Source organism: Paenibacillus sp. FSL R7-0333, assembly GCF_038000365.1.
GTDB classification, from domain to species: domain Bacteria; phylum Bacillota; class Bacilli; order Paenibacillales; family Paenibacillaceae; genus Paenibacillus_AQ; species Paenibacillus_AQ silagei.
On sequence record NZ_JBBOBZ010000001.1, the window covers coordinates 7,055,805 to 7,080,525 of the forward strand.

The following is a 24,721-nucleotide window of genomic DNA, read 5'->3' on the forward strand; positions in this document are numbered from 1 at the left end:
TAATCGCCCAACATGCGAAGAGAAAGCGCTATAACGCATTATTAAGGAGTATTTACGGCAGAGTCCCGGCTTCAAGCCTCTGCCTGCGGAGCAGGGGCCGCTGCAGGCTTGCCGCTGCCGCTTCTCAGGAGAAAGGTCAGCGGAATAGCCAGCAGCCCCACTGCCGTAGCGATCAGGAAAATATCCTGCACGCCCATCGTCATCCCCTGCGCTTTCAGCAGAGAACCGGCTGCCCGGGCTGGCCCATCCGCCAGCTCCTGCTGGTGGGCCAGCGATCTGGAAGCGAGCAGCGAGCTGAATACGGCAATGGACAAGGCACCTGTAGCCTGGCGGACCCAGTTGGTCACGGAGGAGGCGTGGCCGGTGATGGCCCTTGGCACCGCCGACATTCCAGCATTGGTCACCGGCATGAAGGCCAGTGCAATGCCAACATTGCGCACCGCCATAAGCACCGCCACACGGGTATGGGTCACGGCCAGCGTGATGTGGGCAAGCTCCCAGGTTGAGGCGCTCAGCAGCAGAATGCCGCCCAGGATCAGCCAGAACGGTCCGATCCGGGAGTACAGCTTGCCGACCACCGGTGACAGAACAGCCATCACGATAGAGCCCGGCAACAGCACCAGCGCGGTCTTCAGCGGGGTAGACTGCTGGATATCCTGCAGGAAGACCGGGATCAGGAAGGTCCCCGAGTATAATGCAACGGTAATAATGCAGTTGATGATCAGGCTGTAGGTGAACCGGCTCTGCCGGAATACCTTCAGATTCAGCAGCGGCTCCTGGATCGACAGCTCCCTGCGGATGAAATACGTTAAGGCCGCCGCCCCAACCAGCAGCAAGGTCAGGGTATTCCATGACATCCAGCCCCAGGCGCCCCCTTTATTGAAAGCCAGAATAATGAAGGCACTGCTCAGAATGACTGTGACGAAGCCCGGCAGATCAAAGCTTCTGCTCCCGGTGTTCTGCCGCTGGAACGGCAGGCACTTCAGAGCTACACCAATGGCAATCAGGCCAATCGGCAGATTGATCACGAACAGCGATTTCCAGCCGAAGTATCCGGTCAGCCAGCCGCCGAGTGTCGGGCCGAAGGCAGGCGCCAGCATCGAGGACAGGCTCCAGAGGCTCATGGCGAAGGCCTGCTTTTCTTTGTCGATAAACTGATAAATCATCGTCATGGTGGTAGGGATGATCAGGCCGCCGAATATTCCCTGGATAATGCGGAAGGTAATCAGTGAATGAATATTCCAGGCCACCGTACACAGTGCCGAGAACAAGGTGAAGCCCGACAGAGCGAATACGTAGAGAACCTTATAGCTCCATTTATCCCCAAAATAACCCACCACAGGTGCAATGACGCCAGTAGCCAGCAGATAGCCGGTAATCATCCACTGTACGGTGCTGATCCCGGCGTGGAAGTCCTTCAGGAAGACCGGGAACGCTACGTTAATGGTGGTTGTACTGAGAATAGCCATGAAATTGCCGAAAAAAATGGCCAGAATAATCAGCCAGAATGATGAATGCTTTGCCGCCGGACTGCTCAAGGGCGCTCTCTCCTCTATTTTGCGGTTCACCCCAATATAGGTGTATGATACAATTAATTTAATATATGTGTATTATACAACTATATGTTTGAAAGTCAATGTGACTTATTTCATGATTCTTTCATAACAAGGCGGCAATATCCGGTGACTTAGCATAAGGCCGGTATTATCACTTATACTAGGAAGACATATGACAAAGTAACCGGTAAAGGACGGAATCTAACTATGGCTGATGAACAGAAGGATAAGCACCTCGAAGCTCTGAACCAGGAGCTGATTACGCTGATCCGCCACGGCTCGCTGGATAAGAAGCACGGCGGGCTGGACCGCTCCTCGTATACCCTGCTCCACCATCTGTCGATACACGACAAGGTAGGCGTTAAGGCGCTTGCCGAACAATTCGGCCTCGACACCTCTACCATCAGTAGGCAGACAAGTGTCCTGGAGGCGAAGAACTATGTGGAACGGGTGCCTGATCCGCAGGATGGGCGCTCCAGCTATTTTCAGCTTACAACACTTGGTGCACAGACCTTCGCCGAGGCCCGGGACATCCGGCTTGCGCGCTACGGGGAGATCTTCGGGGACTGGTCCACGGAGGACTGCGGACTCTTCAGCGGACTGCTCGCCCGGCTCAACCGTACCCTGCAGCAAAAATAGCACCAAGAGGATTGACGGATGCTGGCGAAGCTGGTAGATTGAATTAATCATACAAAATAACTCGGAATTATATTTTAGTCAAAGGGGCCGGTCTGCATGAACTTTATTTTCTTTTCCCCGCATTTCCCCAAGAACAGCGCTGAATTCTGTACGCACCTGCGGGAGCAGGGGGCCACGGTGCTTGGGATTGGCGATGCAGCCTATGACCAGTTGGAGGACAAGCTGAAATCGGCACTGACCGAATACTATAAGGTAAACAATCTGGAGAGCTATGAGGAGATTCTGCGGGCTGTCGGCTATTTCACCCATAAATACGGCAAGATTGACCGCTTCGAGTCGCTGAATGAATACTGGCTGGAGCAGGATGCCGCGATCCGAACGGACTTCAACATCTACGGCACCAAGTCGGATTTCGTCCATAACCTGAAGCAGAAGTCCAAGATGAAGGAATTTTTCCGCAAAAGCGGGGTAAGCACCGTCCAGTTCTCCACCGGTACAACGCGTGAGAGCGTCGAGAGCTTCATCCAGAGTGCCGGCTTCCCGCTGGTGGTGAAGCCCGATCTTGGCTCCGGGGCCAGTAACACGTATAAGATCAATAACGAAGAGGAGCTCCAGCACTTTTTTGACACGAAGCCGGAGGATGTAGCCTTCATTATTGAAGAATTCATAGACGGGGTCATCCTCACCTATGACGGGCTGGTGGACAGGGACGGGAATGTACGCTTCGCGGTCAGCCACCTGTTCGAGAACAGTGTGATGGATGTCGTCAATACGGACAATCACCTCTACTACTTCTGTCTGCGGGAGATCAGTCCGGAGGTCGAGGAGGCGGGGCGGAGCATTTTGCAGGCTTTTGACATCCGGGAACGGTTCTTCCATATCGAGCTGTTCAAATCGCACAAGGATGGCCGGATCATTGCCCTGGAAGTGAATATGCGCCCGCCCGGCGCCTGGATGACTGATGCGATTAACTTCGCCTATGATGTCAATGTGTATAAGGAATGGGCCAGCATGGTTGTGCATAATGAGGTCGGCGGTCCATACGAAGGCAAATATTATACCGGCTATGCCAGCCGCAAGAATCATAAGCATTACGCTCACAGCCATGAGGACATCTACCGTGCATTCGGCGGAAAGATTGTCAATTATGACGAGATTGAAGAGGTCTTCAGCAGAGCAATGGGCAACCGCGCTTATCAGTTCCGTTCACCCGAGCTTTCGGAGGTCAGAGACATTAGAGGCTATATTCAACAAGAAGAGGGATAGGATGTGTTAACGGATGAGGATAAGCTACCATAAGGAGTACAGCCACAACCTGGGCAGAGACATGGAGTATAAAATATACGGCCACGCCGGCAAACCGATGCTCGTCTTCCCCACCTCGCTTGGACGCTTTTATCAATATGAGGATTCGGGCATGATCGATACGCTCTCGTCCTTCATTGAGGCGGGCAAGCTGCAGATCTGGGCCTGCGACAGTCTGGATGAAGAGACCTTCTTCTCCACCCACTGGAACAATGAGGACCGGATACACCGTCATGAACAATATGACAAATATATTGCGCATGAGCTGATTCCCGGCATCCTCCATGAGAGCAAACACAGCAACGGCGGGACCAACCAGCGCATTCTGATCTCAGGCTGCTCGATGGGCGCTTATTACAGCGCCAGCTTCTTTTTCCGTTATCCGCACTATTTCGATACCTTGATCGCCCTGAGCGGCGTCTACTCCACTTACTACTTCTTCGGCGACTATATGAGCGGGAACGTCTATCTTAATTCACCGCTGCATTACCTGCCGGGGCTGACGGATGAGCATTATCTGAGTCAGTACCGCAGCAGCACAATTATCGTCTGTGTCGGTCAAGGGGCGTATGAGGATGAGATGCTGCATGAGACCCGGCTGCTTCAGGAGGTGCTGGGGCAGAAGGGTATTCCGGCCAGGATCGACTACTGGGGCCATGATGTCAGCCATGACTGGCCATGGTGGAACAAGCAGATTCATTATTATGTGGAAGGCTGCCTGGGTTAGTGAAGCTGGGCTTGAACGCGAATCCATTTGTAGATTTGCACAAAAAAAGGAACTGCTGAAATAAGCAGTTCCTTTTTCTTTGACCACTTCCGCCTTGTTCTATGCAGGTACATGCTCCGAACAGAACTGAAGCAGCGCGGCTTCCTCATCTTCTTCCATATCGAAATCGAGCAGCTGGCCTGACGAGGTCTCCAGCAGATCGTAGCTGACAATGCTTGTCTGCTCTTCTTCCACTTTGACAATCACGCGGGCGGACACGCCGTTCTCCACGTACAGCTCATCATCCTCCGGCACATCAATATTCACGACGAACTCATATCGCTTGCCGCTTAGGATATTAAATGGATCTCTTACGTTCTCCACGGTGTAGCTTGTAAATGTCAACAAGTTGCATTCCTCATTTCTCAATTCACTGCCAGATTATTGTAACACAGTATCTGCGGCTTTGCCTTTGGTCTTCTTAATCTGCTTGCTGCGCAGCTGTCCGCAGGCCGCATCGATATCGACACCCTGCTCCAGCCGGGTGCTGACACTGACACCCTGCTTCTTCAGCGTATCGAAGAAGGCACGCACCGACTCCCGACTGCTCCGCTGATATTGGCTATGCTCATCTACGGGATTATACGGAATCAGGTTGACGTTCGCCAGCTGGCGGCGGTCTCCGATCAAATCGGCCAGCTCCAGCGCATGCTCCTCACGGTCATTGATATCCTTCAGCAGGATATACTCCAGCGTGATTCTCCGGTTCGTCTTCTCCAGATAGTAATCAATCGCCGGCATTAACTTCTCTATAGGAATGGCCCGATTAATCTTCATAATCTGTGTCCGCAGCTCATTATTCGGGGCATGCAGCGAGATCGCCAGATTGACCTGCATATTGGCGTCGGCGAATTCTCTGATTTTGTCCGCCAGACCGCTGGTGGATACAGTGATTCCTTTGCCGGCAATCGCCAGGCCCTTGTGATCCTTAATTGTAATCAGGAAGTTCAGCAGATGCTGGAAGTTATCGAACGGCTCGCCGATCCCCATAACTACGACATGGGTGACCTTCTGGCCCAGACCGGCCTGATCCAGATAATGCTGGACCTTCATAATCTGCTCCACGATCTCGCCGCTGGTCAGGTCCCGGCTCTTCGCCAGCAGCCCGCTTGCACAGAAGCTGCACCCGATATTACAGCCGACCTGAGTGGTGACACATACGGACAAGCCGTACTTCTGCCGCATCATCACTGTCTCAATCAGGTTGCCGTCCTGGAGGCGGAAGAGGAACTTCACCGTACCGTCGGCCGATTCCTGCTTGACATGCTCTTCCATCGTCTGAAACACATAATGCTCTTCCAGCAGCTCTATGCATTCCTGATTCATTCCGTCCATCTCGGCGAAGCTGGTGATCCGCTTGCGATACAGCCATTCCCAGACAGCAATGGCCCGGGATTTCTTGTGGCCATGCTCCAGCAGCCATGCCGTCAATTGCTCCAAAGTCAATCCATAAATGGATTCTTTATTCATTTCATATCCTCTTTTCAAAACATTAAAGTTCAATCTATCTATTCTACCTTGACGGGGACATTAGCAGCAACAATACCTTATTGTCTCAAATTTCGTTTATTAAAACAAGAGGAAAACGCTGCGGATTCGGGCCTTCGGAGGCGGAAGTGCCTGGATAATCGGGTGGAACCTGCACATAATCTTTCAAAAAAAGCGCAGTCCGCAGGGACCACGCCTTTTCCGCCAAACCTTATTTATACAGAACCTTCTCGACATTGTACTTCGCGCGTAGCTTGTTCACAATGTAGGTCTCATAAATCTCTCTGTCCACCGGATCTTCGACGAGGCAGACTTCGATGCGGGTAACCTCATCGCGGTGGGGCTTCATCACAGATACATTATCCTCGAAATGCTTCTTGATCCGCGGTCTCAGCTTGCGGGCCTTGCCTACAAACAATAGCTCGTCCTGATCATTGTAGAACATGAAGATGCCGCCGGCTTCGCGGGTAATCAGGTGGAAATCGGTGAATCCGTAAATATGGCTCAGCTCAGGGTTAGCTTGCTTGTAAATAATAACTTCCGGTGACGGAATGGTAATGCTGATCATTAAGCTTCACTTCCTCATTGGATATAGAAATAAATAGTATCACAGAAAGGGTAACATGACTATTTCTATCTTGTGCAGATTGGCTCATATGTTACTTGCGCTTCGGCTTCAATTCCGGCATGTTCAGCGTAAGCGCCATATTGCACAGCATCGAATTAGCCAGGAAGGTGCTCACCTTCACCTCAGGATGCGCAAACCCGGCAGCTATTGATCAATCACTCTTCATGGACTGATGAAAAGGGCAGCCCTTCACTTCTGCAGGCTCAGCGCCATGCTGCTGAGAATCAGCCTCCTTCTTTCGGTAGACGAAGCGCGGGCTTAGCTGCAAATCGCGCAGCTTGTTGTCATTCCAGATCGGTGTAGAGGAAGGCGACATCGGCGGAATCAGCCAGCCCCACTTGCCTGACACTTCCCGACCCTGCTGCTGCTCCTGTTCCTGGAAGCGGACGAACTGGTCTGCCGCTGTATGATGATCCACAATACTGACCCCGGCCTGCTTGAAGGAATGGAGGACGGCACGGTTCAGTTCCAGCAGTGCCCGGTCCTTCCACAGCGAGGTATTCGTGGAGCGGTCCAGGCCTAGCAGGTCAGCTACCGCAGGCAGACGGTTGTAGCGGTCCGTATCGCCGAAATTCCGCGAGCCGATCTCCGTCTCCATGTACCAGCCGTTGAATGGCGCTGCCGGGTAACGGATGCCGCCGATCTCCAGACACATGTCCGAGACAATCGGAACGGAGTACCAGCGCAGGCCCAGCTCCGTGAACTGCGGGAGCTCCGGGTGGCTGAGCGGCACCTCCTGTACAAGTCCTGGGGGGATTGGGAAGTAACGGGGCTCCTCCCGGCCGATGCTGATCACGAGCGGCAGAATGTCGAAATCCCCGCCCGTGCCCTGCCAGCCCAGCTTAAGGCAGACGGCGGTGAATTCATCCGAGGCCGGATCACCGGCACGCGGATGCTCCCCGTCCCCGGGATAACCGGCATAGCGGATGAGCTGATGATTCCAGATCCGGATGGCACGGCCTTGCTCCTCTTCACTACGGAAGACGGTAATGACTGGCCGGATACGGCCGCCGTTATTCGCATGCTCCATATGATGCAGCAGCGCCTCCGCGACCTCCGCGACAGTCTCTGCTCTGCGGGCGTCAATCACATCTAGAGAATGCCAGAACAATCTTCCGATGCAGCGGCTGTTATGGCGCCAGGCCATCCTTGCCCCGTGCGCCAGCTCTTCTGCCGTATGCCTGTATGTACCTGTGCGCTGCACCTCTTCGAATATATCCGCCAGACGAAGGTCCCGTTCAACCTCTGTTAACCCCAGCTCCTGATAGCAGACCGTAATGAAGGACTCCGCCTGCCGGATCAACTCCTGAGTGCTATGCTGTGGAACTGTGTGTTTCATCTTCTCTCTCCTATCCATGCGTGCCCTGCTACAGTGCCCTCAGCGTATCATCTCTGCTCCAGCTCTGCCAGCCTGGAGATAATCCGTCTTTTGCGGTAGAGCATCCGCGCAGCCTCTGTGACCTCCTCCAGCGTCTTCCGGTTGAGGTATGCGCCGAAGAACATGCCTGCAACCGGAACGGTCTGGAGCAGCTTTTTCCAGCCCCAATTGTCGCGGTATACAGTCACTACCTCCTTCCAGCCCTGAATCCTGGAGACAGTCTCCTGAGTCGCGGCGAGAATGTTGCCGTCCCCGCCTGCCTGCAGATTCAGCTCCTTCAGCAGCGTCCGCTTCCCCACTACATCGGAGGAGGCGAACTGCATCACCTTCACGGTGAAGATCCGCTCGGCCTTATCGGTCGGATCGTAGCCATAACACAACCCGATCTCCTGAATCGCCTTCAAGGAGAGGCCCAGAACAGCCGGAATATCGGCAGCCAGTGTGAAAATTCCGCCGAAGCCCGTGGTCGCCCCCTGAGCCGTAGCCGTATTCCGGCTCCGCTCCGCGAGCTTCAGTGCCACTGCATCCATGACAGCCAGCGGGTAAGGCCCGGTAGAGGGAGCGCCCGCCGCCCGGCTTGTCTCTTCCATGAGCTTGCCCACCTTGCGCCCGGCCACCAGATAGTTGCCGCCGTTCTGGATGTAGCCGCCCAATTCATCAAGCAGCCGGCCTACCTTCTCGTGGATAACCTTTGGCGTGATTGCATCCAGCAGCTTGAAGGGCAACCGGGTAATCCGGTCCCAGATCATCAGCCTATTCTGCTCTTTCTCCCACTTAGTAATCTCCTTAAGCGCGGCATACAGCATCTCCGGTGTCTCCGGAGGACTCCATGAATCAGTGTTATCCGCTTCCGGCATAGATATGTACCTCCTCTGAATGGTCTCGTCATTACCTTATAACCTATTTCCCGGCAAATGATTGCACAAGCTCCCCCCATTGCCCCTCGGGTACCATTAAAAGCAAACAGGCACCCCGGATCAACTCCGGGAATGCCTGTTCAACATAGCCTGTTTCAGGCTCTAATCCCGGGACTCGACAACCTGCCCATCCAGCGAAGACAATCTGCGCTTCTCTTCCTCCAGCCTCTCTTGGACCAGCCCTACCCCTTGTTTCCCGACCGAACCTTCCGGGGCATGGCGCACGGCTTCCTCAGCGTGCTCCAGGCTGTTCTCTGCCTGCTCCATCATCTGCCCGGTCGGATGGCTCACAGCCTGGGTTACAGCGTTATGCAGCTTCGTCACCGCATCGTGCGCCTGATCCACCGTGCTGTTGGTGCGCAGACTAGATTCGTAATGCTTCATATTATATTTCCCCCTCCATCACAATGTCCGTTCTTCTGTAGGATGGATTAGGGAAGGAAATCTTATGCGGATTGTAGGCGCGGGGTTCACATGCGGACCGTACGGACGTTATTACTCTCAAAACCGTGGCCTTTCGCTCCATGCGGACTGGAGAGACCTTATCCCTCCATAAGCAAGGCCGAATTGGGCCAAATGGGAGCAATAAAGGCTCTGGAGTCCGCATGGGTTCGAAAACAGGCTGATTTCTGGAAATAACGGCGCTGGGGTCCGTATGCGCCCGGGCGGGTGGAGGGTATGGTACCTTAAGCGGTGCCTACACCAGGAACATGGCGACAATGGTCATTGCCATAAGGCCCAGCAGGACCGGCTTCAGATTGCGCCGGGCCAGCTCGAACGGGCTGACGCCGCAGATCGCAGCGGCGGGAATGAGCGCCCACGGGATCAGGGTGCCGCCGCCGACCCAGATGGCGGCCACCTGCCCAAGGGCGGTCAGCGTCGCCGCGCCGGAGTGGATCGCGGCGGCGAACAGCCCGGCAATCGAGCCGGCCAGCGAGATGCCGGAGAACCCGGAGCCGTCGAGGCCGGTGATCGCGCCGATCACCGTCAGCGTTACGGCTCCCACCGCCCCGTTCAGCGGCACGTGATTCGCCAGGGCCACGCCCAGGTCGTTCACGATGCCGTGCGAGCCGTCCGGCAGCACCTTGCCGAACAGCTCGGTGAAGGCGGCATCACCCAGATAGAAGAAGGCGGCAATCGGGATGACCGGCCCAAAGACCTTGAAGCCGAAGGTGAAGCCTTCAATAAGATAAGCGGTTATCTTCTCCAGGCCCTGCCCCTGGCCGCGATGGGCCAGCAGGGTAATGACAATCAGGATCAGCACGGCGGTTCCCCCGACCAGCGCGGTAGCATCGCCGCCTTGCAGGTGAAGCACGAACATGCCGATCACATCCAGCAGGAAGAGCAGCGGAATGGCGATCGCCAGCCCTTTGCGCAGACGGTCACTCATGAGCACTGGCTGGTCATCATCCGTCCCCGCATCAGCCGACGGCTCTGCTGCTCCCGGGGAAGCGACCAAGCCTTCTCTCCAGGTGCCGTTCTTCTGGTCTCGCTTCATCATCCAGAAAGCACTCACCGTGGTCACTACCCCCATTACGATCACCAGCGGAATACTGGCCTCCATCACGCTCGACACCGGAAGACCGGCGGCATCCGCCGTCAGCTTCGGAGCGCCTTGAATAATATAATCGCCGGAGAGGGCGATCCCGTGCCCGAACAGGTTCATGGCCACCGCTGCGCCCAGCGCAGGCAGCCCGACCCGGACCGCCACCGGCAGCAGAACGGCCCCGACCAGCGCTACCGCAGGGGACGGCCAGAAGAAAAACGAGGTTATCATCATAATCAGTCCGATTCCCCAGTAGGCCATCGCCGGTGTGCGCAGGAACCGGGTGAGCGGCGATACCATCGTCTCGTTGATGCCTGTTATAATCAGAATCCGGCTCATCGCCACGATAATGGAGATAATCATGATGGTGCCGAGCAGCTCCTTAGTCGCATAGACAAAAGAGTTAAAGATCCCCGACACCGACCCGCTGAGCGTCGCCGTTGCCAGCAGCCCGAGCGCCAGAATCCCGGTCACACAGATCATGGTTGTATCACGCCGCTTGATCAGCAGCGCCAGAATGAACACAATAAACACCAGATACACCCAATGAATCGCAGTAAGCTGGATACCCATTAGCCATGCGCCCCCTTTCCACTTACAAATAGCAAGCAGGTGCTATATGCTATGCAGGAGGATAGGCCATTGTTCGCCTCAGGGACGCGCAGAACCTCACAAAAAGACCCCCGCCTCCACAACATGGATTCAGGGATCTTATTTGCGGATTACACTCTGTTACCGGTGCCTGCCTGCTCTTCTGGCCCGGAGGAACGCAAGCTGCTTCAGTCTGTCCTGATCGTATAAGCTGCCCGCGATTTCCGGTTGCCCGGTATGTAGATGGGTAATCTCCTGTACGGCTGCTGGTCTGGGGGCGGCAGGAAGAAGGGAGGAGGTTCCGTCCCTGTGAACGATCAGACTATGGCCGGGTGAGGAGTGCGGCTCGCGCACATACTCGTCAAGATAGCCATACACCTTACGCTGCATCACAGGATCTTTGCTCATCTGCTGCAGAATATTTGGAGCGATTATAAGCTCCCGCTGATCACTCCGGTCTCCTGAGCCGGTCTTCTCCCCCTTGCTGCCCTCTTTGGCTACCGCCATAATGCGGACGGACAGACTGTACCTTGCCTTGATTCTGCGTGCCTGATCCTCAATTGCCGCTCCCACAGCTGCCATCATCTCCGGGAAGCTGAGCGAAGATGAACCGGCAGAAGTATGGTCCGCCTGTTGCGGTGAGCGGGTCAGCGAAGCGGCGTTGATTCGTGATATGGGAATATACATCGGACGCTCCTCTTCTCGCGCGTAAAGTTCAGGACAACTCTTTATCGGCAAAAAGAGGAAAATTACTTATAAAGGGCTATTCCTTAGCCAATGCGCCCGTTGCCGCATCCTCGCCGCCAAGCCGCCCGGAGGTGAAGGAGTAGCCCAGTCCAACGCCGTTGCCTACATAGGTATCATTAAATAACACCCCTTCGGACTCCACGCCCACGGCGTACAGCCCTTTGACCGGCAGACGCTTATCATTCAGTACCTGGAACTTGGTATTGACCAGCAGACCGCCTACTGAACAGAGGTTGTTGATCTCGGCAATAACGGCGTAATACGGCCCGCTGCTGCCCATAGGAACCAGATATTCCTTCGCCTTGCCGAACTCCGTATCGGTGCCCGTCTTCGCTGCTTCCTCATAGAGCTTGAACTCAGCGGCAAATACTTCAGGGTCCATCCCTGCATTCTTCGCCAGCTCCTCAATTGTATTGCCCTTGAAGCCGTCGCCGTTCGCTACCATGGATTCGAAGACTTTATCGGCATCCTTCCATGGCTGCTCCAGCGTGAACTTGTCTGTATAGGAGGCATAGAATTCCGGCGGCATGCCCGGAAGCTTAGGTGCCTGAACCCCCTTCATCCCCTTGGCCTTAAGGGCATCCAGCTGCGCCTGCGAGACAATCACCAGATGATACGCTCCGTTAAAAGCACTGGTATTCGCTGCCGCAACCGCTGTAAGCGTCGCCGACTCATCTCTGAATCTCGCGCCCGAAGGGCCGACATTCATCAGGGTTGGCAGGTAAGACAGCATCATCGGATAGCTGGCTTTAAACGGCTCATACTGCGTCTTCAGCTTGTCTGTAGCTCTGGCCAGCGTCTGGTGCAGCATCTGCCCGCCGAAGTTATCCGGCACCTTCGCGCCGATCTCCCAGGACATCTTCAGCCCTTCACCGATGTTCTGCCCAAGCCCGCCATTGACGCCTTCGAAGCCAAAGGCTTCCTTAACCATCTCTTTATTCCCGGCATACCCGCCGGTAGCCATTACAACGCTTGCCCCTGCAATCTCCAGCGTTGTTCCGTCAGACTTCTTGGCAACGACTCCGGTCACCTCTCCATTAGCGCCAGTCATCAGCTTCTGTGCAGTGGCCTCCGTGATCACCTGTCCGCCGCCCTTCTCTACGGATGCTGCAAGCATCTTGCGCAGCAGCTCCTGGCGGGTCTCATAAGGAGGCAGCATATGGAGCTGTTCCCCGGCGAAGTTCAGGAAGGTGGTGGTGTAGCCCTTGCCGGTCAGCCAGTCATAGGTCTCACCCGACTTCGTAACGTATTGGCGGATCGCCGCCGCATCCACACGCCAGTGATTGTTCACGATCCAGTCGGCAATCTCCTTCTCGACTTCTACTTTCAGCCCGCTGCTTAGCGCGGCCGAGGAGTTGTAGAATTTGCCCGCCCAGGACAGGTTGCTCGCGCCGCCGATCGTCGCTGTTTTCTCGATAAGGATTACCTTCGCGCCCTTATCAGCTGCCGATACCGCTGCCGACACACCGGACGCACCTGCACCAACCACGACCACATCTGCGGACAGCTGCTCGGTCTTGCCTTCTCCCGATTTCACTACAGCCTTTGTTTTAAAAGCCTCCACATTGCCGCCCGCCTGCTTAAGCGCATCCTCCACAGCGGTCAGAATCGCCTTGCTGGACTCGGACGCACCGCTGACGGCATCAATATTCAGGGTCTGGCCGGATAGAATCTCCTCCTTGACCTTGTTGATCGCCTCTACCCCGATTCCGGCGGTCTCGTTCTGGCTGACCACATTGATTCCGGTAATGACCGAATGATCGTCAAGCGTCACCTCAACCTGAATCTTGCCATCCTTGCCTTCAGCCTCTGCTTTATAGGTTCCCGCTTTGAAGTCTGCCGGTACAGCACTTGTATCCGCTGGCTGTGACGCCTGCGGCGAAGCGGACGGCTGCTCTGAAGCTGCCGGTGCGGCGGAATTGTTACCGCTGCAGCCGCTTAGTAGCGACAGGACCAATACCAGACATACGGTGATTAGGAACACTAGTTTTGTTGCTTGCTTACGCATCAATTTCTCCCCCTGTGTGGTTAATGCAGCCCCGTTTCTCTCTAATAGGACTGCTGACTACCGCACACAGTGTAAACCTTAGTACAGTACCAAGGTCAATGAACAATATGTGAAACTTTTCTCAAAGTAGGGTGAACGCTTCCTCCGGTTCTACCGGAATATTAATCTCCAGATACGTTTTGCTGCCGTTACCTGTGCGCTCGGTGAACAGAATTTTACCGCTGATATCTCCGCTAATCTTATAATTCCGTGCCTGCACATACTCTAGCATGAACCCGAAGGCTCCCCGCTCCAGGTAATCCTCGTGGCCGCTGACAATGACGGCAGAGATGCAGGTCGCCGGCTCCAGAACCTCCACGCTGTCGTTCAAGTTAACGCCAAGCTTCACCTGATCCTCTGCAAGCAGGCCAAGTCCCCAGCTATACTCCAGATCCCCTAATCCGCAGGCACATTCGCCTGCCTTATTCTCCACCCGGAAGGAATAGAAGGTGAACGGCAGCAGCTCCATCCACGCCTGAACGGTGTCTTTGAGATCCTCCTTTTGCAGCAAATGATTCTTGTCCGTCTGCTGAATCCGATACATGCCCGGCACCTGCTTCATCTTGCACGTATATAGAGATGCGCTGACCTGCGCCAGCTCCGCCTGAATCTCCTGAATCTTGCCGAGCAGCAGCCTGCTGCGCCGGATCTCCTCCTCCAGCTGCATACCCGCGGCAGCAATCGACTCCATCACTTGCTCACACGGCGCGTCCTTAATCAATCCGGCTACATCCTGAAGCGGAATCTGCATGCTCCGGTACCATCTGCTCGTCAATAGATTCCGCGCATCCAAATCATTGAAATACCTGTAGTTATTATGCTGATCCTTCATCGGCCGGACAATATCATGTTTCTCATATAAGCGCAGTGTATCTGCCGTCACTCCAAGAATGGATGCAAATTCACCGATCGAATACTTCATCAGCAGCCCCCCAGCTTACTTGATCGCATACGCTCATGCCTGTCGTTCATGTCGTTAATGATAGAGTGTTTGACCAGAAGACATTGTGGGTTATGTCACACCGCTTCTGTCTGAGCACTGAGCGGAGCTTTTCCTGTCGCAGGTGGCGGTGGCATGGTCTATACTTGAAGGATACGGAAGAAACTCACGAACGGAGGCGGCTGCCATGCCCGCACAGCTAATAGACAAGGTCGCCGGCCTGCCCTTGACGCCTGGCGTATACCTGATGAAGGACGGCCTGGGCCATGTGATTTATGTCGGCAAGGCGAAGCAGCTGAGGAAGCGGGTCCAGTCTTATTTTTATAATAATAAGGGACATTCTCACAAGGTGAAGCAGCTGGTTAAGCATATCCGTGATCTGGACTACCGGCTGACCGACACGGAGCTGGAGGCCTTCATGCTGGAATGCCAGCTGATCAAAGAGATCAAGCCGATGTATAACCGCAAAATGAAAAATCCACTCGCCTACAGCTACATTTCCATCGTAGACAAAGCACCTTACCGGCAGATTGAGATCGGCTACGAGCCAAGTACAGAGGCGGGCGGCCTTGTCTATGGCCCTTATACCAGCCGGAGTACTGTCGAGAGAGCGGTGCTGGGCATCAAAGAATCACAGCGCATTCTGTGCAGCAGCCCCCATTCCCGCAACTCACGCTGCCTGAACCATTCGCTGGGCTTATGCATCGGCATGTGCGGAGGCGGGGAGGCAGCTGTGGCACAGTATGAAGCCGTTATAGACGAGATTATTTGCTTACTGGAAGGCAGAGACAGCGTAATTATAACCGGACTGGAAGCCCGGATGGAGGATGCTGCGCTGCGGTTCGACTTCGAGACCGCCGCCAAATTCCGCGATTATCTGGGGGCGGTCCACTCGCTGCTGCAGAAGGAGCAGGTGATTGAATTCACCGGAGCGAACAAGAATATTATTGTGCTTGAGCCGGTGGACGAACAGTCCCATAAGCTGATCCTCATCAAGGGCAGCGTGATCCTCTACCGCACCCTGCTGGCCAGAGACGCGCTGAACGAGGGGCAGCTCACCGGGATGATCGCAGCATCCGCCCGGGAGGTCTTCCGCAGCAGCAGCCAGACCGCCGTTACGGATGAGATGAGCCGCCACAAGATCGACGAGGCACAGATCATCTACAGCTACCTGAAGAGCAGCTCCAGCCATTATCTGCTCGTCCCGCCGGAGTGGCTGGGGGATGAGGGTGTGACGGGGTTAGAGGAAGGGATAGCGGAACTGGTTCAGTCTTCAGTCTTGGATATGTAGCAATTGATTAAAGAGAAACTCTACCATCAGCCTCCTGATGAACTATGTCATAATTTGTATGACCGTTGACGATTCATTCAATACAGGAGGACAATGATGAACATACAGATTATTCATCCGGAAGCAGACCAGTATGGGAACAGCAGAGAGAATATCTTCATTGCTTTGGGTGAACAAGGAGATTACCTGGGCAGTGCCTATACCTATCCGGCGATTAATCATCACCAGACACCGGACACCCCGTATCTGATCTATATTAGCGTTGACCCCGCTGAGCATTCGGATGAAATTGTGCAGCAGGAAGTTAGCCGGGAGCTGTTTAACCAAGTGCTGATCCGGGCGAGAGAGCTGCGGGCATTACGGCCGGACTTAACCGCCAGAATCTACGGCGAATTCCAAGCAGACCAGAAGCAGCGTGACTTTTACATAGGGACCCAGTTCGAAGCGGATTACAGCATTATTATGGAGGCCTCTATTGCCGAAGGCTTCACTTACAACCTGCCGGAAGAGATAACCGTGCAGCCGGAGGACCTTCATTCAGAGGACAGACGGATAGTCTACAAAGAGCGGTACGATACCATATTTATCACCCCGCTCAATCTGGACACACTTGCGGAGCAAGGCAGACATCCCCATTTCCGCAATCTTTCGTTTGGGCGGGACGGCAGGCTGCTGGGAGGCTGTACCTTTTGGGCGGCAGATGGCTGCGGTTATATTGAAACGCTGTATGTTATGCCCGAAGCCCGGGGAACAGGAATCGCCAAGGTGATCATGAATTATATATTTGATTATTTCTTGGCAAATGGGATGAATCTGGCCAGACTCGAAGTCTGGGAGCTGAACACCTGCGCAGTTGCGCTGTACCGGTCCTTGGGCTTCACTAGGGTGGAGCATAAAACTGCGTTTCCCGGAATCACCTTATAGCCGTCGCTGCATCCCCTTTAATACACCGCCTGCGGCGCAAACTGGCCGATGCCTTTTAACGTATAGTCATAGAATTCAAGAATTAGCCTGTTCATGGTCTCAATACAGTAATACTTATCGATATCCGCCTGCCCGCGCTGCAGCATATTCGCAAGGATCGGGGAGAACAGCGGCAGATCGGTCAGGCTTAAGTGCTTGGCTCCCTCAAAATGAACGGTATACGCATCCTTGAAGTTCGGATTGCCAGTGTTATTCGCTGCGTAAGCCGAGTTCTTCCCGAGCTGTCTCCACACATCGTCCGTGTATATGTTCAGCAGCGGTACGCGGTAAGGCTCATCTTTGGCCGCCAGATCATTCATCTTCCGGTCATACACCAGCTCGGTGAAGAACGGGGCATCCAGATTGACGACTGCATCCACATCGCTGCGCTCCCGGCCGAGCGCGACGCTTGCCGCACCCCCCATGGAGTGGCCGATTACGCCAATGTGCTCCGTATCTATCCGTTGGTAGACGGGGTCCTCGTTACTGGCGGCTTTCTCCAGGATCTTATCGATTACCAGATTCATATCCCCGGTCCGCAGCTTCATCCATTTACGCGTAAGGCCATACAGCTCTTCCACGGTGTACACTCCGTCTTTGTTGGAATCGTTAACCTCCCGCATATATTCTGCATTAACCATAGTGACCTTCCCGTCCATGCCTTGTGTATAAAAAGAATGGTAGGGATGATCGATGGATACCACAACATAGCCGTGGCTGGCCAGCTCCGTGAAGGTTGACGTGTTGCTCTCTCTAACCCCATAAGCACCATGAGAAAAGACCACCAGCGGATAGGTACCCCCGGCATAGTGCGGATACCAGAATTTCACGTTCACCCTCCGGCGCTCCCCCGTATCTGTAAATCCCTCCATCCGGTCAGGGTCCGTATAGGTGTATACTGCCGTTCTGACCTCATATTCCCCTGTTACTTCAGGTGCACGGTACTGCGGGAATAGAATAGGCGGGATAAGTGAGATTAGCAGCGCCACAGCGGTTAGCAGCCTTTTCCACACACGGGTTGAACGTCTGGACGGTCTCACGGCCGCCTTCTTACGGATCAGATTAACCGAGCCTTTCAGCGCAAAAACAAACAGCAATGCCGCCAGTAATACCAAGCTGAAGCTCCAATCAATAACGGGGGACAATATAAGAATAACGAATATGATAAACAGGGTGATTCTAATCCAGCTTATGAGCTTAATGCGGCTGTGCATAGGGATTCTCCTTTTCGCGTCAGGTGATGATCTCATCATAAAAAACTGCGAAAAGGGTGTATACCCATTTACGGTAAGCTGTAGCTACAGGGCAATAAGATGCACAAAATCACCATTAAGTGGGAAATTAACTCCAAGATTACTCGCGGACTTCCTGCTTCACCGCCTTCAGTCTCTCATTAATCTGCTCCGCCTCCTTCTTATCCTTCTCATAGGACAGCAGACGGACAATGGCATAGACTACAGCGATTTGCAGGGCAAACAGAAGTGCAGCGGACACACTGGCCACAGCTCCAATCAGGCTGGCAAGGGTAATTAACAGAAGCTCCAGCAGGAGAAAATGAATCACGATTCTAACACGCATCGCCTGCTCGCTCACCTCGTCAGGAGCGTACAACATCAAGCCTGTCAATGCTCCAAGCAGGGAGAAGCCCATAATCGTATAGATGGATATCAGATCAAAGGCGAGTTCCGGCATAAAAATCTGCCGCAGCACCGTAATGATTATGATGATGGATGCGAAGATAACCAGAAAATCGCGGATGATATCTTTGACAACCTCAGAACGCTTCATACTGTGATCCCCTCCTTTAAAATCCAAGTCTTTGTTTCAGTACGGGCACATACTGTCTTGAAATGACTACACGTTCCCCATTATCAAGCAGTGCTGTGAACCTGCCGCTGAGGGACGGACGCACACTTTCGATCTTGGCGATATTCAGAATCGTGGATTTGGAGGCGCGAAAACAGTTCTTGTCCCGGCACAGCTCCTCCAGCTCATACAGCTTCTGCTTCACTTCATGCACCTGGTTCTCGCTGTAGACAAACACTTTGCCGTCCACGGCTTCGAAATAATAGACGTCACTGAGCTTGATGCGGCTGACCCGCTCTTCCTGGACTCCCAGGAGCACAAGGGTCTCTGCCTTAAGCTTATGTACAATCTCACTGATCTCTTCGTTTGCTTCATAGCATCTGATGATGATTTCCTCTTGCTGCTCCCTGCTGATATGCTCGATGGAAATTTTGATAGGATCACCTGCGTTAATTCAGATTTGAAGATCTGTTGCCTAATTAATGTACATGATACGGGAACCGCCACCAAGCAAGGACTGGAAATTCGGGTATTTTTGCATGGTACTAAAGTAACACATTATATAAATTCATGGAGTACAATCTTTATCTTTGATAAATTTGGGCCCTTATCAATATATACAAACGAAAATAAAGCCTCCCCAAAAGACACACTGCTTTATATGACTTTATTTGTAGTATAAAGTCGAATAGTGTAATAAATACAGAAGCGGACTATATAAAATATAAATATTTATTGAGAATATTTAGTTATTATTGCTCATGAAACCATTTTTGTTATCTATTATAGTTTAACTGTATTAAAAAAACTTGAAGGGAAGATTTCTTTGGAGTCCTGCAGGATGGATTCTTGCGGGAGGAGGAATGGCAGTTCTTGCAGGTGTAACTATTAATAATTTCAATACTGCAAAAAAAGATTTGCAGAAGGCGTACACTTATATCACCCAAATTTAAAATTCACGAGTAAGGTTTGATCACCTATGTTTTTAAAGATATTTATAGTAATTGGTATTGCCTGGCTTATGTTTTATAGTGTATACTCGGCCTACAAAAAAGACCGTAGTCCTAAAAACACATCTTTGAGCTTTGTCATTACTTTTACCTTGTTCGGTGTTTCGCTTCTGTTGGTAGATAAGACTGATTATTCATATATACTGGTGTTAATCAGCATAGCTATTCTTATTCATAATATCAGTATCTTCTTCGGTAAACGGAGAAAGAAATAAAGCATACAAAAACCGTTCCATTAGGAGCGGTTTTTTGTATGCTTTATTAGTTTAATTCCCATTTAACATTGAAAAAACCGAAAATTATTGTGATAAAAGTATCGTTCCATCAACTAAATAATTGAGTGAAATTACATTAACGCCAAATAATTTTAAATGATGCTCAGGAGCATGTATTTATCAGAACAAAATCACCCTAACAGGTGAAGGATGCTGGCGCCTCATCGCATTCTGGTGGCAAATATCCAGCCCCTATGTTTTTTCTCTCTCACCGACCGCTTGCATAAAGCATTGTTGCACATTTTGCAGGATTTCTCTATTAAGGTTACTGAATGCGGGTACAATGTTGCATTATTTGCACAAATTCTGGTGCAGAAAGCAAGTTAGTGGCTGACTTTGTTGCACTTCGTGCAGGATTTCGGTATATACCGCTCCTGTTGGGCTGCATTGTTGCACTTCTTGCAGGATTTCTCAAAAAATGTTACTCGCTGGCAGCCTTGTGTACGCTTAGTTGTTATGATACCGCCCCCGCGGCACAACCAACGGGGAACCGGAGACCGGGTCAGGAATGACTGTGCTATCCAGTCCGAAGATTTCTTTAACCCGCCCGCTGGTGATGACCTCTGCGGGCGAGCCCTCGGCAACCAGCCGACCGGAATGCAGTGCAAAGATATGGTCGGCATACCGGGCGGACAGGTTGATATCATGCAGGACCATCACAATGGTGGTTCCGTGCTTGCGGTTCAGATCGGTGAGCAGGTCCAGGATCTCCACCTGGTAGGTGATATCCAGGAAGGTGGTCGGCTCGTCCAGGAACAGGATGTCAGTCTGCTGGGCCAGGGCCATCGCAATCCAGACCCGCTGCTGCTGGCCGCCTGAGAGCTCGTCTATATTGCGGTTGGCGAATTCGGTAATATTCATAATCTCCATCGCTTCGGCCACAGCCTCGTAATCCTTCCTGGACCAGCCCCCCAGCAGCGACTGGTGCGGGAATCTGCCGCGTCCCACCAGATCGGCAACCGATATCCCTTCCGGCACAATCGGGGATTGCGGCAGCAGTCCTATGACCCGGGCCAGCGCTTTGGCCGGAATCTGCGAGATCGGCTTGCCGTCCAGCGTCACCTGGCCTGCGGTGTGCTTGATCAGCCGGGCCATGGTTTTGAGCAGGGTGGATTTCCCGCAGCCGTTCGCGCCGATAATGACGCTGATCTGCCGATCTGGGATCACCAGGTCTACCCCATGAATAATCGTCTTATTCTCATAGCCTGCTACAACCTGTTCAGCTCCAAATACATGTGCCTTGTTCATTATAACTCTCCCTTTCGATTCATGCGGATTAACAGGAAGATCAGATAAGGCGCTCCGAGTAATCCGGTAATGATGCCTACAGGGAATCTGTACTCAAAAGCAAATTGTCCAATCAGATCAGACGCCAGGACCAGATTCACGCCGACCAGACCTGCGGGGATGATGCTGGAAGCGCCGGTACCCACTAGTCTTTTGGCAATCGGCCCTGACAGGAAGGAGACAAACGCAATAGGTCCGGTAGTAGCCGTAGCCATCGCCACCATGCAGACAGAGCTGACAATCAGTGCAATTCGGGTCCTGTCGGTGCCGACTCCAAGCGAGGTAGCCGACTGCTCCCCCAGCTCGAGAATACTCAGATGCTTGCCCAGCAGGATGATGATAGGCGAACAGATCAGCACGATGATCACCAGCGGAGGAAGCTCGCGCATCTGTGAGCCGTTGAGACTGCCGGTCAGCCAGCGGACCGCTGAAGGGATGTCCTTCTCGGAGCCGATCAGCAGCAGGTAGGAGATCACGGCATCCAGCATCGCCTGAAGGCCGATCCCGATCAGAATTAACCGCCCAATGGAGAAGGTTCTTCCCCTGGAGAGCACGTAGATCAGCAGCACGGTAGCAAGGCCAGCGATTATCGAAGCAACAGAGACTACAGCTCCGCTGGCTTGCAGGATCACGATGCAGTATACCGCCGCCGCACTTGATCCGGAGGTAATGCCAATGGCATTCGGGTTCGCCAGCGGATTGCGCAGCATCGTCTGGAAGGTGTAACCGGCAATCCCGAAGGCGAATCCGGCGAACAGACCCGCCAGCATCCGCGGCAGCCGGATCACATTCACGGCGAAGGAGACACCCTTCAGCTCTTCGCCGGAAAGTGCGCGGAAGACCTCCGAGGCAGGATAGATGGTATTCCCGAGCAGCAGCATCGCGCAGCACAGTACACAGGTAAGTACGGCAAGCAGGCTGGTAACAATCAAGCCCCGGCGCTGTCTCTGACGTCTGCCCGCCATAATGAATTCAATCGTTTCATTTCTCATAAGGACCGTACTTTCGACTTCATCGCTAATAGAATCAGGATCGGTGCCCCTACAAAGGCTGTGACTACACCGACTTCAAGCTCTCCGGGGCTTCCAATCAGCCGGCCGCCTACATCGGAGACCGTGAGAATAATAGCCCCGGTGACCGCTGACATCGGGATCACGAACCGCAGGTCCGAGCCGAGGATCAGGCGGATTACGTGAGTGGACAAGAGGCCAATGAACCCGATAGGACCGGCCAGTGCCGTCACTGCTCCGCATAATAATACCCCGGCCAGCGCTGCTATAAGCCGCAGTGTCCCTGTGCGGACCCCGAGTCCGGTCGCCACATCATCGCCCAGGGCCAGCGCATTCAGGGCCGGAGCTGTAATGAAGGCAATCAGCATGCCGATCAGCAGGAACGGAAGGAAGGTTGTAATGCCGCTCCAGGTCCCCGCACCCACGCTGCCCACCTGCCAGAACCGGAACTGGTCCATGACGTAAGCGCGCGGAATCATGATGGCAGTGACCAGAGAGGACAGAGCCGCGCTGATCGCAGCACCCGCCAGAACGAGCTTAATGGGCGTGGCTCCGCCACGCCCCATCGAGCCGATTCCGAATACGAAGACCGCTGTAATTGCAGCTCCGGCTAAGGCTAACCATATATATTGGCCCGCAGTGCTTATGTTCAGGAAAGCAATTCCGCAGACCACGAACAAAGAAGCTCCCGTGTTCACCCCGAGGATGCTGGGATCGGCAATCGGGTTACGGGTCACCGCCTGCATCAAGGCTCCCGATACGCCGAGCGCCCCGCCGCACATCAGGCTGAATAACGTCCGGGAGATCCGCTTGCGCACCACGTTTGCCCCATAGCTGTCCACTTCTGGACGGAAAAGCCCGTCCATCAGCTCATTCCAGCCTACATGACGGGCTCCCAGTACCAGTGAGGCAATGATGCACAGAACCAGCAGGACCATGCAGCTCACCAGCACCAGGATGAAATTCTTCGGCATATGCAATTTTAGCTTGTTATCGTCCGAGACCGGTGAACTCATCATTTTATTTTATCAATAGCTCCCCCAATTAAGGCAAGGTATTCATCAATCGTATACGCAATGGACAGCGGATTCGGTGTTCCGGCAGCAACCAGCGGAGTATCACTGTCGATAAAAGCTACCGATCCCCGTTCAATGGCCGGAATTTTGCCGATCAGTGAATCTGCCTGAAGCGTCTTAAGCAATTCGTCATTGCCATAACCTACGATCAGATCTGCATCATACAGGGCTTCCACATTCTCGGAGCTTAAGCTGAGCGAGTAGCTGGTAGGGTCTGTAATCTGTTTGGTAATGCTCTCGGGATAGATCATCCCCAGCTCATACAGAAATGCGACCCGGGAGTCCACAGGTGTATAAATATGCAGTTTCGACAAATCCTCAGCGGAGAAATTGACCCAGACTACTTTTTTGCCGGCAATCTGCGGATATTTGCTCAGCTTGTCCTTAACCAGGGCTTCGGTGTCCTTGATGAGCTGCTCGCCTTCAGGCTTCATACCCATGCCTTCTGCGTTCAGCAGCACCTGCTCACGCCATGTCGTAGCCCAAGCAGCCGTCGGGTAAGCTACCACTGGAGCGATCTGGCTCAGGGTCTCATAATCTTCCTTCGTTAGGCCCGAGTACGCGGCCAGAATAACATCCGGGTTGGCGTCAGAGATCGCCTCAAAATCAAGACCATCGGTATCCTGGAACACATTCGGATCGGTTACATTCAGCTCCTTGAGCTTATCAGCGGTCCAAGGCAGCAGCCCGCTGCCATCCTGCACGCCGAAGTTCGCAGCGGAGAAGCCTACAGGGACAACGCCCAGAGCCAGAGCCACATCATGGTTAGCCCACTGCACAGTAACTACACGTTCCGGCTTGCTCTTAATTACAGCTTCACCAAGCGCATGCTTGATGGTAATCGGATAGGTCACAGCATCCTGCGCCGCTGGTGCTTCTGTGCTTGCCGCTTCGCTAGTTGCAGCTGCTGTCGGTGCCGGGGAAGGTGCAGCAGCTGAATTCGACTGGTTGGAGGAACAGCCTGCCAGCACTATGGTTAGCGCTAATGGAATGAATAATGTCTTGAAAGAGAACTTTTTGGTACGGTTCATGTGTGGACCCTTCCTTATCTGAATAGGTTTTTTATACGATAATGAGAATCATTATCGATAAATATATACGTGTCCGGACAGGTTGTCAATGTAAAATCTGGATTCCGCGCTCAAACCTCAGCAAAATGTCCGATGGGAATTTTCGGATTACAAAAAACCTTTTTAAAAAGTGGGCTAAAGGGAGGTTGGTGGTGGTCGGGGCGGGCGGAGATTGGGATTGTTGCTTGGAATAGTAGTGGCTGTGGTGGTTGCTCGGGGTCCTTTGCTCCTCAGTTCTGCCACCCTGACCGCCTTTACCAAATTTAGTGGGATTTATCCCTTTGATCTCCTCGCAACAACCGCTTTAATCGGATTTAATGGGATTTATCCCTTTTATTCGCTTGCAACGAGCACGTTTCACCATAATTAGTTGGATTTATCCCTC

23 protein-coding genes are annotated in these 24,721 nt (G+C 53.3%); 5 read left to right on the forward strand and 18 right to left on the reverse strand.

Features of this window, described 5'->3' with window-relative positions:
- Positions 1–71: 71 nt before the first annotated feature.
- Positions 72–1,538: an MDR family MFS transporter gene (locus tag MKY86_RS30225; RefSeq protein WP_076081444.1), complete on the reverse strand. Its 1,467-nt coding sequence runs from the start codon at positions 1,536–1,538 to the stop codon at positions 72–74.
- 225 nt (positions 1,539–1,763) lie between these two features.
- Here MKY86_RS30225 and MKY86_RS30230 point away from each other — a divergent pair, with 225 nt between their 5' ends.
- The 3 genes from MKY86_RS30230 to MKY86_RS30240 all read left to right on the forward strand — a co-directional run bounded on the left by MKY86_RS30230 (position 1,764) and on the right by MKY86_RS30240 (position 4,227).
- Positions 1,764–2,195 carry a MarR family winged helix-turn-helix transcriptional regulator gene (locus tag MKY86_RS30230; RefSeq protein WP_076081442.1) on the forward strand — a complete coding sequence of 144 codons (432 nt, stop codon included), beginning with the start codon at positions 1,764–1,766 and terminating at the stop codon, positions 2,193–2,195.
- Between the two features lie 96 nt (positions 2,196–2,291).
- Positions 2,292–3,461 (forward strand): ATP-grasp domain-containing protein, encoded by a 1,170-nt coding sequence (locus MKY86_RS30235; RefSeq protein WP_076081439.1) that lies wholly within the window; start codon positions 2,292–2,294, stop codon positions 3,459–3,461.
- A 13-nt stretch (positions 3,462–3,474) separates the two neighbouring features.
- Positions 3,475–4,227, forward strand: a complete 753-nt coding sequence (locus MKY86_RS30240; protein WP_076081436.1) for an esterase family protein — start codon at positions 3,475–3,477, stop codon at positions 4,225–4,227.
- A 99-nt stretch (positions 4,228–4,326) separates the two neighbouring features.
- Here the strand turns inward: MKY86_RS30240 and MKY86_RS30245 are convergent, their stop codons facing one another.
- The 10 genes from MKY86_RS30245 to MKY86_RS30290 all read right to left on the reverse strand — a co-directional run bounded on the left by MKY86_RS30245 (position 4,327) and on the right by MKY86_RS30290 (position 14,530).
- A complete protein-coding gene (locus MKY86_RS30245) occupies positions 4,327–4,614 on the reverse strand; it encodes a DUF6509 family protein (protein WP_076081434.1) in 288 nt (95 codons plus the stop codon).
- Between the two features lie 33 nt (positions 4,615–4,647).
- Positions 4,648–5,736, reverse strand: a complete 1,089-nt coding sequence (gene rlmN / locus MKY86_RS30250) for a 23S rRNA (adenine(2503)-C(2))-methyltransferase RlmN (RefSeq protein ID WP_076081432.1) — start codon at positions 5,734–5,736, stop codon at positions 4,648–4,650.
- A 229-nt stretch (positions 5,737–5,965) separates the two neighbouring features.
- Complete coding sequence (locus MKY86_RS30255) at positions 5,966–6,322, reverse strand: nucleotide excision repair endonuclease (RefSeq protein WP_036722768.1); 357 nt, start codon at positions 6,320–6,322, stop codon at positions 5,966–5,968.
- Between the two features lie 211 nt (positions 6,323–6,533).
- Complete coding sequence (locus MKY86_RS30260) at positions 6,534–7,721, reverse strand: nitric oxide synthase oxygenase (RefSeq protein WP_076081430.1); 1,188 nt, start codon at positions 7,719–7,721, stop codon at positions 6,534–6,536.
- A gap of 47 nt (positions 7,722–7,768) precedes the next feature.
- The gene (locus MKY86_RS30265) at positions 7,769–8,617 is read right to left on the reverse strand and encodes an EcsC family protein (protein ID WP_083685441.1); all 849 of its coding nucleotides are present in this window, start codon (positions 8,615–8,617) and stop codon (positions 7,769–7,771) included.
- Positions 8,618–8,779: 162 nt separating this feature from the next.
- Positions 8,780–9,061, reverse strand: a complete 282-nt coding sequence (locus MKY86_RS30270) for a hypothetical protein (protein WP_076081425.1) — start codon at positions 9,059–9,061, stop codon at positions 8,780–8,782.
- Positions 9,062–9,374: 313 nt separating this feature from the next.
- Positions 9,375–10,796: a hypothetical protein gene (locus MKY86_RS30275; protein ID WP_076081423.1), complete on the reverse strand. Its 1,422-nt coding sequence runs from the start codon at positions 10,794–10,796 to the stop codon at positions 9,375–9,377.
- 159 nt (positions 10,797–10,955) lie between these two features.
- Positions 10,956–11,501 (reverse strand): hypothetical protein, encoded by a 546-nt coding sequence (locus MKY86_RS30280; RefSeq protein WP_076081421.1) that lies wholly within the window; start codon positions 11,499–11,501, stop codon positions 10,956–10,958.
- Between the two features lie 76 nt (positions 11,502–11,577).
- Positions 11,578–13,569, reverse strand: a complete 1,992-nt coding sequence (locus MKY86_RS30285) for an FAD-dependent oxidoreductase (protein ID WP_076081419.1) — start codon at positions 13,567–13,569, stop codon at positions 11,578–11,580.
- 121 nt (positions 13,570–13,690) lie between these two features.
- Positions 13,691–14,530, reverse strand: a complete 840-nt coding sequence (locus MKY86_RS30290; RefSeq protein WP_076081417.1) for a MerR family transcriptional regulator — start codon at positions 14,528–14,530, stop codon at positions 13,691–13,693.
- Positions 14,531–14,735: 205 nt separating this feature from the next.
- On the opposite strand from MKY86_RS30290, the gene MKY86_RS30295 reads away from it, so the two are divergent.
- Together MKY86_RS30295 and MKY86_RS30300 are read left to right on the forward strand one after the other, a co-directional pair.
- The gene (locus MKY86_RS30295) at positions 14,736–15,839 is read left to right on the forward strand and encodes a GIY-YIG nuclease family protein (protein WP_076081415.1); all 1,104 of its coding nucleotides are present in this window, start codon (positions 14,736–14,738) and stop codon (positions 15,837–15,839) included.
- 96 nt (positions 15,840–15,935) lie between these two features.
- The gene (locus tag MKY86_RS30300; protein WP_076081413.1) at positions 15,936–16,763 is read left to right on the forward strand and encodes a GNAT family N-acetyltransferase; all 828 of its coding nucleotides are present in this window, start codon (positions 15,936–15,938) and stop codon (positions 16,761–16,763) included.
- Between the two features lie 17 nt (positions 16,764–16,780).
- On the opposite strand, the gene MKY86_RS30305 is transcribed toward MKY86_RS30300, so the two are convergent.
- The 7 genes from MKY86_RS30305 to MKY86_RS30335 form a co-directional block, all read right to left on the reverse strand.
- Positions 16,781–18,016: an alpha/beta hydrolase family protein gene (locus tag MKY86_RS30305; protein ID WP_340827676.1), complete on the reverse strand. Its 1,236-nt coding sequence runs from the start codon at positions 18,014–18,016 to the stop codon at positions 16,781–16,783.
- A 139-nt stretch (positions 18,017–18,155) separates the two neighbouring features.
- A complete protein-coding gene (locus MKY86_RS30310; protein WP_076081409.1) occupies positions 18,156–18,590 on the reverse strand; it encodes a DUF3021 family protein in 435 nt (144 codons plus the stop codon).
- Between the two features lie 16 nt (positions 18,591–18,606).
- A complete protein-coding gene (locus MKY86_RS30315; RefSeq protein ID WP_340827677.1) occupies positions 18,607–18,927 on the reverse strand; it encodes a LytTR family DNA-binding domain-containing protein in 321 nt (106 codons plus the stop codon).
- A 1,413-nt stretch (positions 18,928–20,340) separates the two neighbouring features.
- Positions 20,341–21,141, reverse strand: coding sequence for an ABC transporter ATP-binding protein (locus tag MKY86_RS30320; protein ID WP_076081401.1), 801 nt, complete (start codon positions 21,139–21,141; stop codon positions 20,341–20,343).
- Positions 21,141–22,172, reverse strand: coding sequence for a FecCD family ABC transporter permease (locus MKY86_RS30325; RefSeq protein ID WP_076081399.1), 1,032 nt, complete (start codon positions 22,170–22,172; stop codon positions 21,141–21,143). Before MKY86_RS30325 ends, MKY86_RS30320 begins: the two co-directional genes overlap by 1 nt.
- The gene (locus MKY86_RS30330; RefSeq protein WP_076081397.1) at positions 22,169–23,209 is read right to left on the reverse strand and encodes a FecCD family ABC transporter permease; all 1,041 of its coding nucleotides are present in this window, start codon (positions 23,207–23,209) and stop codon (positions 22,169–22,171) included. The genes MKY86_RS30325 and MKY86_RS30330 overlap by 4 nt, the downstream gene beginning before the upstream one ends.
- Positions 23,206–24,297, reverse strand: a complete 1,092-nt coding sequence (locus tag MKY86_RS30335) for an iron-siderophore ABC transporter substrate-binding protein (RefSeq protein ID WP_076081395.1) — start codon at positions 24,295–24,297, stop codon at positions 23,206–23,208. The genes MKY86_RS30330 and MKY86_RS30335 overlap by 4 nt, the downstream gene beginning before the upstream one ends.
- Positions 24,298–24,721 lie beyond the last annotated feature (424 nt).

Coding starts and splice junctions, on each gene's coding strand:
- MKY86_RS30230 (WP_076081442.1), top strand. CDS start 1,764: ATGGCTGATGAACAGAAGGATAAGCACCTCGAAGCTCTGAACCAGGAG.
- MKY86_RS30235 (WP_076081439.1), top strand. CDS start 2,292: ATGAACTTTATTTTCTTTTCCCCGCATTTCCCCAAGAACAGCGCTGAA.
- MKY86_RS30240 (WP_076081436.1), top strand. CDS start 3,475: ATGAGGATAAGCTACCATAAGGAGTACAGCCACAACCTGGGCAGAGAC.
- rlmN (WP_076081432.1), bottom strand. CDS start 5,736: ATGAATAAAGAATCCATTTATGGATTGACTTTGGAGCAATTGACGGCA.
- MKY86_RS30255 (WP_036722768.1), bottom strand. CDS start 6,322: ATGATCAGCATTACCATTCCGTCACCGGAAGTTATTATTTACAAGCAA.
- MKY86_RS30260 (WP_076081430.1), bottom strand. CDS start 7,721: ATGAAACACACAGTTCCACAGCATAGCACTCAGGAGTTGATCCGGCAG.
- MKY86_RS30265 (WP_083685441.1), bottom strand. CDS start 8,617: ATGCCGGAAGCGGATAACACTGATTCATGGAGTCCTCCGGAGACACCG.
- MKY86_RS30270 (WP_076081425.1), bottom strand. CDS start 9,061: ATGAAGCATTACGAATCTAGTCTGCGCACCAACAGCACGGTGGATCAG.
- MKY86_RS30275 (WP_076081423.1), bottom strand. CDS start 10,796: ATGGGTATCCAGCTTACTGCGATTCATTGGGTGTATCTGGTGTTTATT.
- MKY86_RS30280 (WP_076081421.1), bottom strand. CDS start 11,501: ATGTATATTCCCATATCACGAATCAACGCCGCTTCGCTGACCCGCTCA.
- MKY86_RS30285 (WP_076081419.1), bottom strand. CDS start 13,569: ATGCGTAAGCAAGCAACAAAACTAGTGTTCCTAATCACCGTATGTCTG.
- MKY86_RS30290 (WP_076081417.1), bottom strand. CDS start 14,530: ATGAAGTATTCGATCGGTGAATTTGCATCCATTCTTGGAGTGACGGCA.
- MKY86_RS30295 (WP_076081415.1), top strand. CDS start 14,736: ATGCCCGCACAGCTAATAGACAAGGTCGCCGGCCTGCCCTTGACGCCT.
- MKY86_RS30300 (WP_076081413.1), top strand. CDS start 15,936: ATGAACATACAGATTATTCATCCGGAAGCAGACCAGTATGGGAACAGC.
- MKY86_RS30305 (WP_340827676.1), bottom strand. CDS start 18,016: ATGCACAGCCGCATTAAGCTCATAAGCTGGATTAGAATCACCCTGTTT.
- MKY86_RS30310 (WP_076081409.1), bottom strand. CDS start 18,590: ATGAAGCGTTCTGAGGTTGTCAAAGATATCATCCGCGATTTTCTGGTT.
- MKY86_RS30320 (WP_076081401.1), bottom strand. CDS start 21,141: ATGAACAAGGCACATGTATTTGGAGCTGAACAGGTTGTAGCAGGCTAT.
- MKY86_RS30325 (WP_076081399.1), bottom strand. CDS start 22,172: ATGAGAAATGAAACGATTGAATTCATTATGGCGGGCAGACGTCAGAGA.
- MKY86_RS30330 (WP_076081397.1), bottom strand. CDS start 23,209: ATGATGAGTTCACCGGTCTCGGACGATAACAAGCTAAAATTGCATATG.
- MKY86_RS30335 (WP_076081395.1), bottom strand. CDS start 24,297: ATGAACCGTACCAAAAAGTTCTCTTTCAAGACATTATTCATTCCATTA.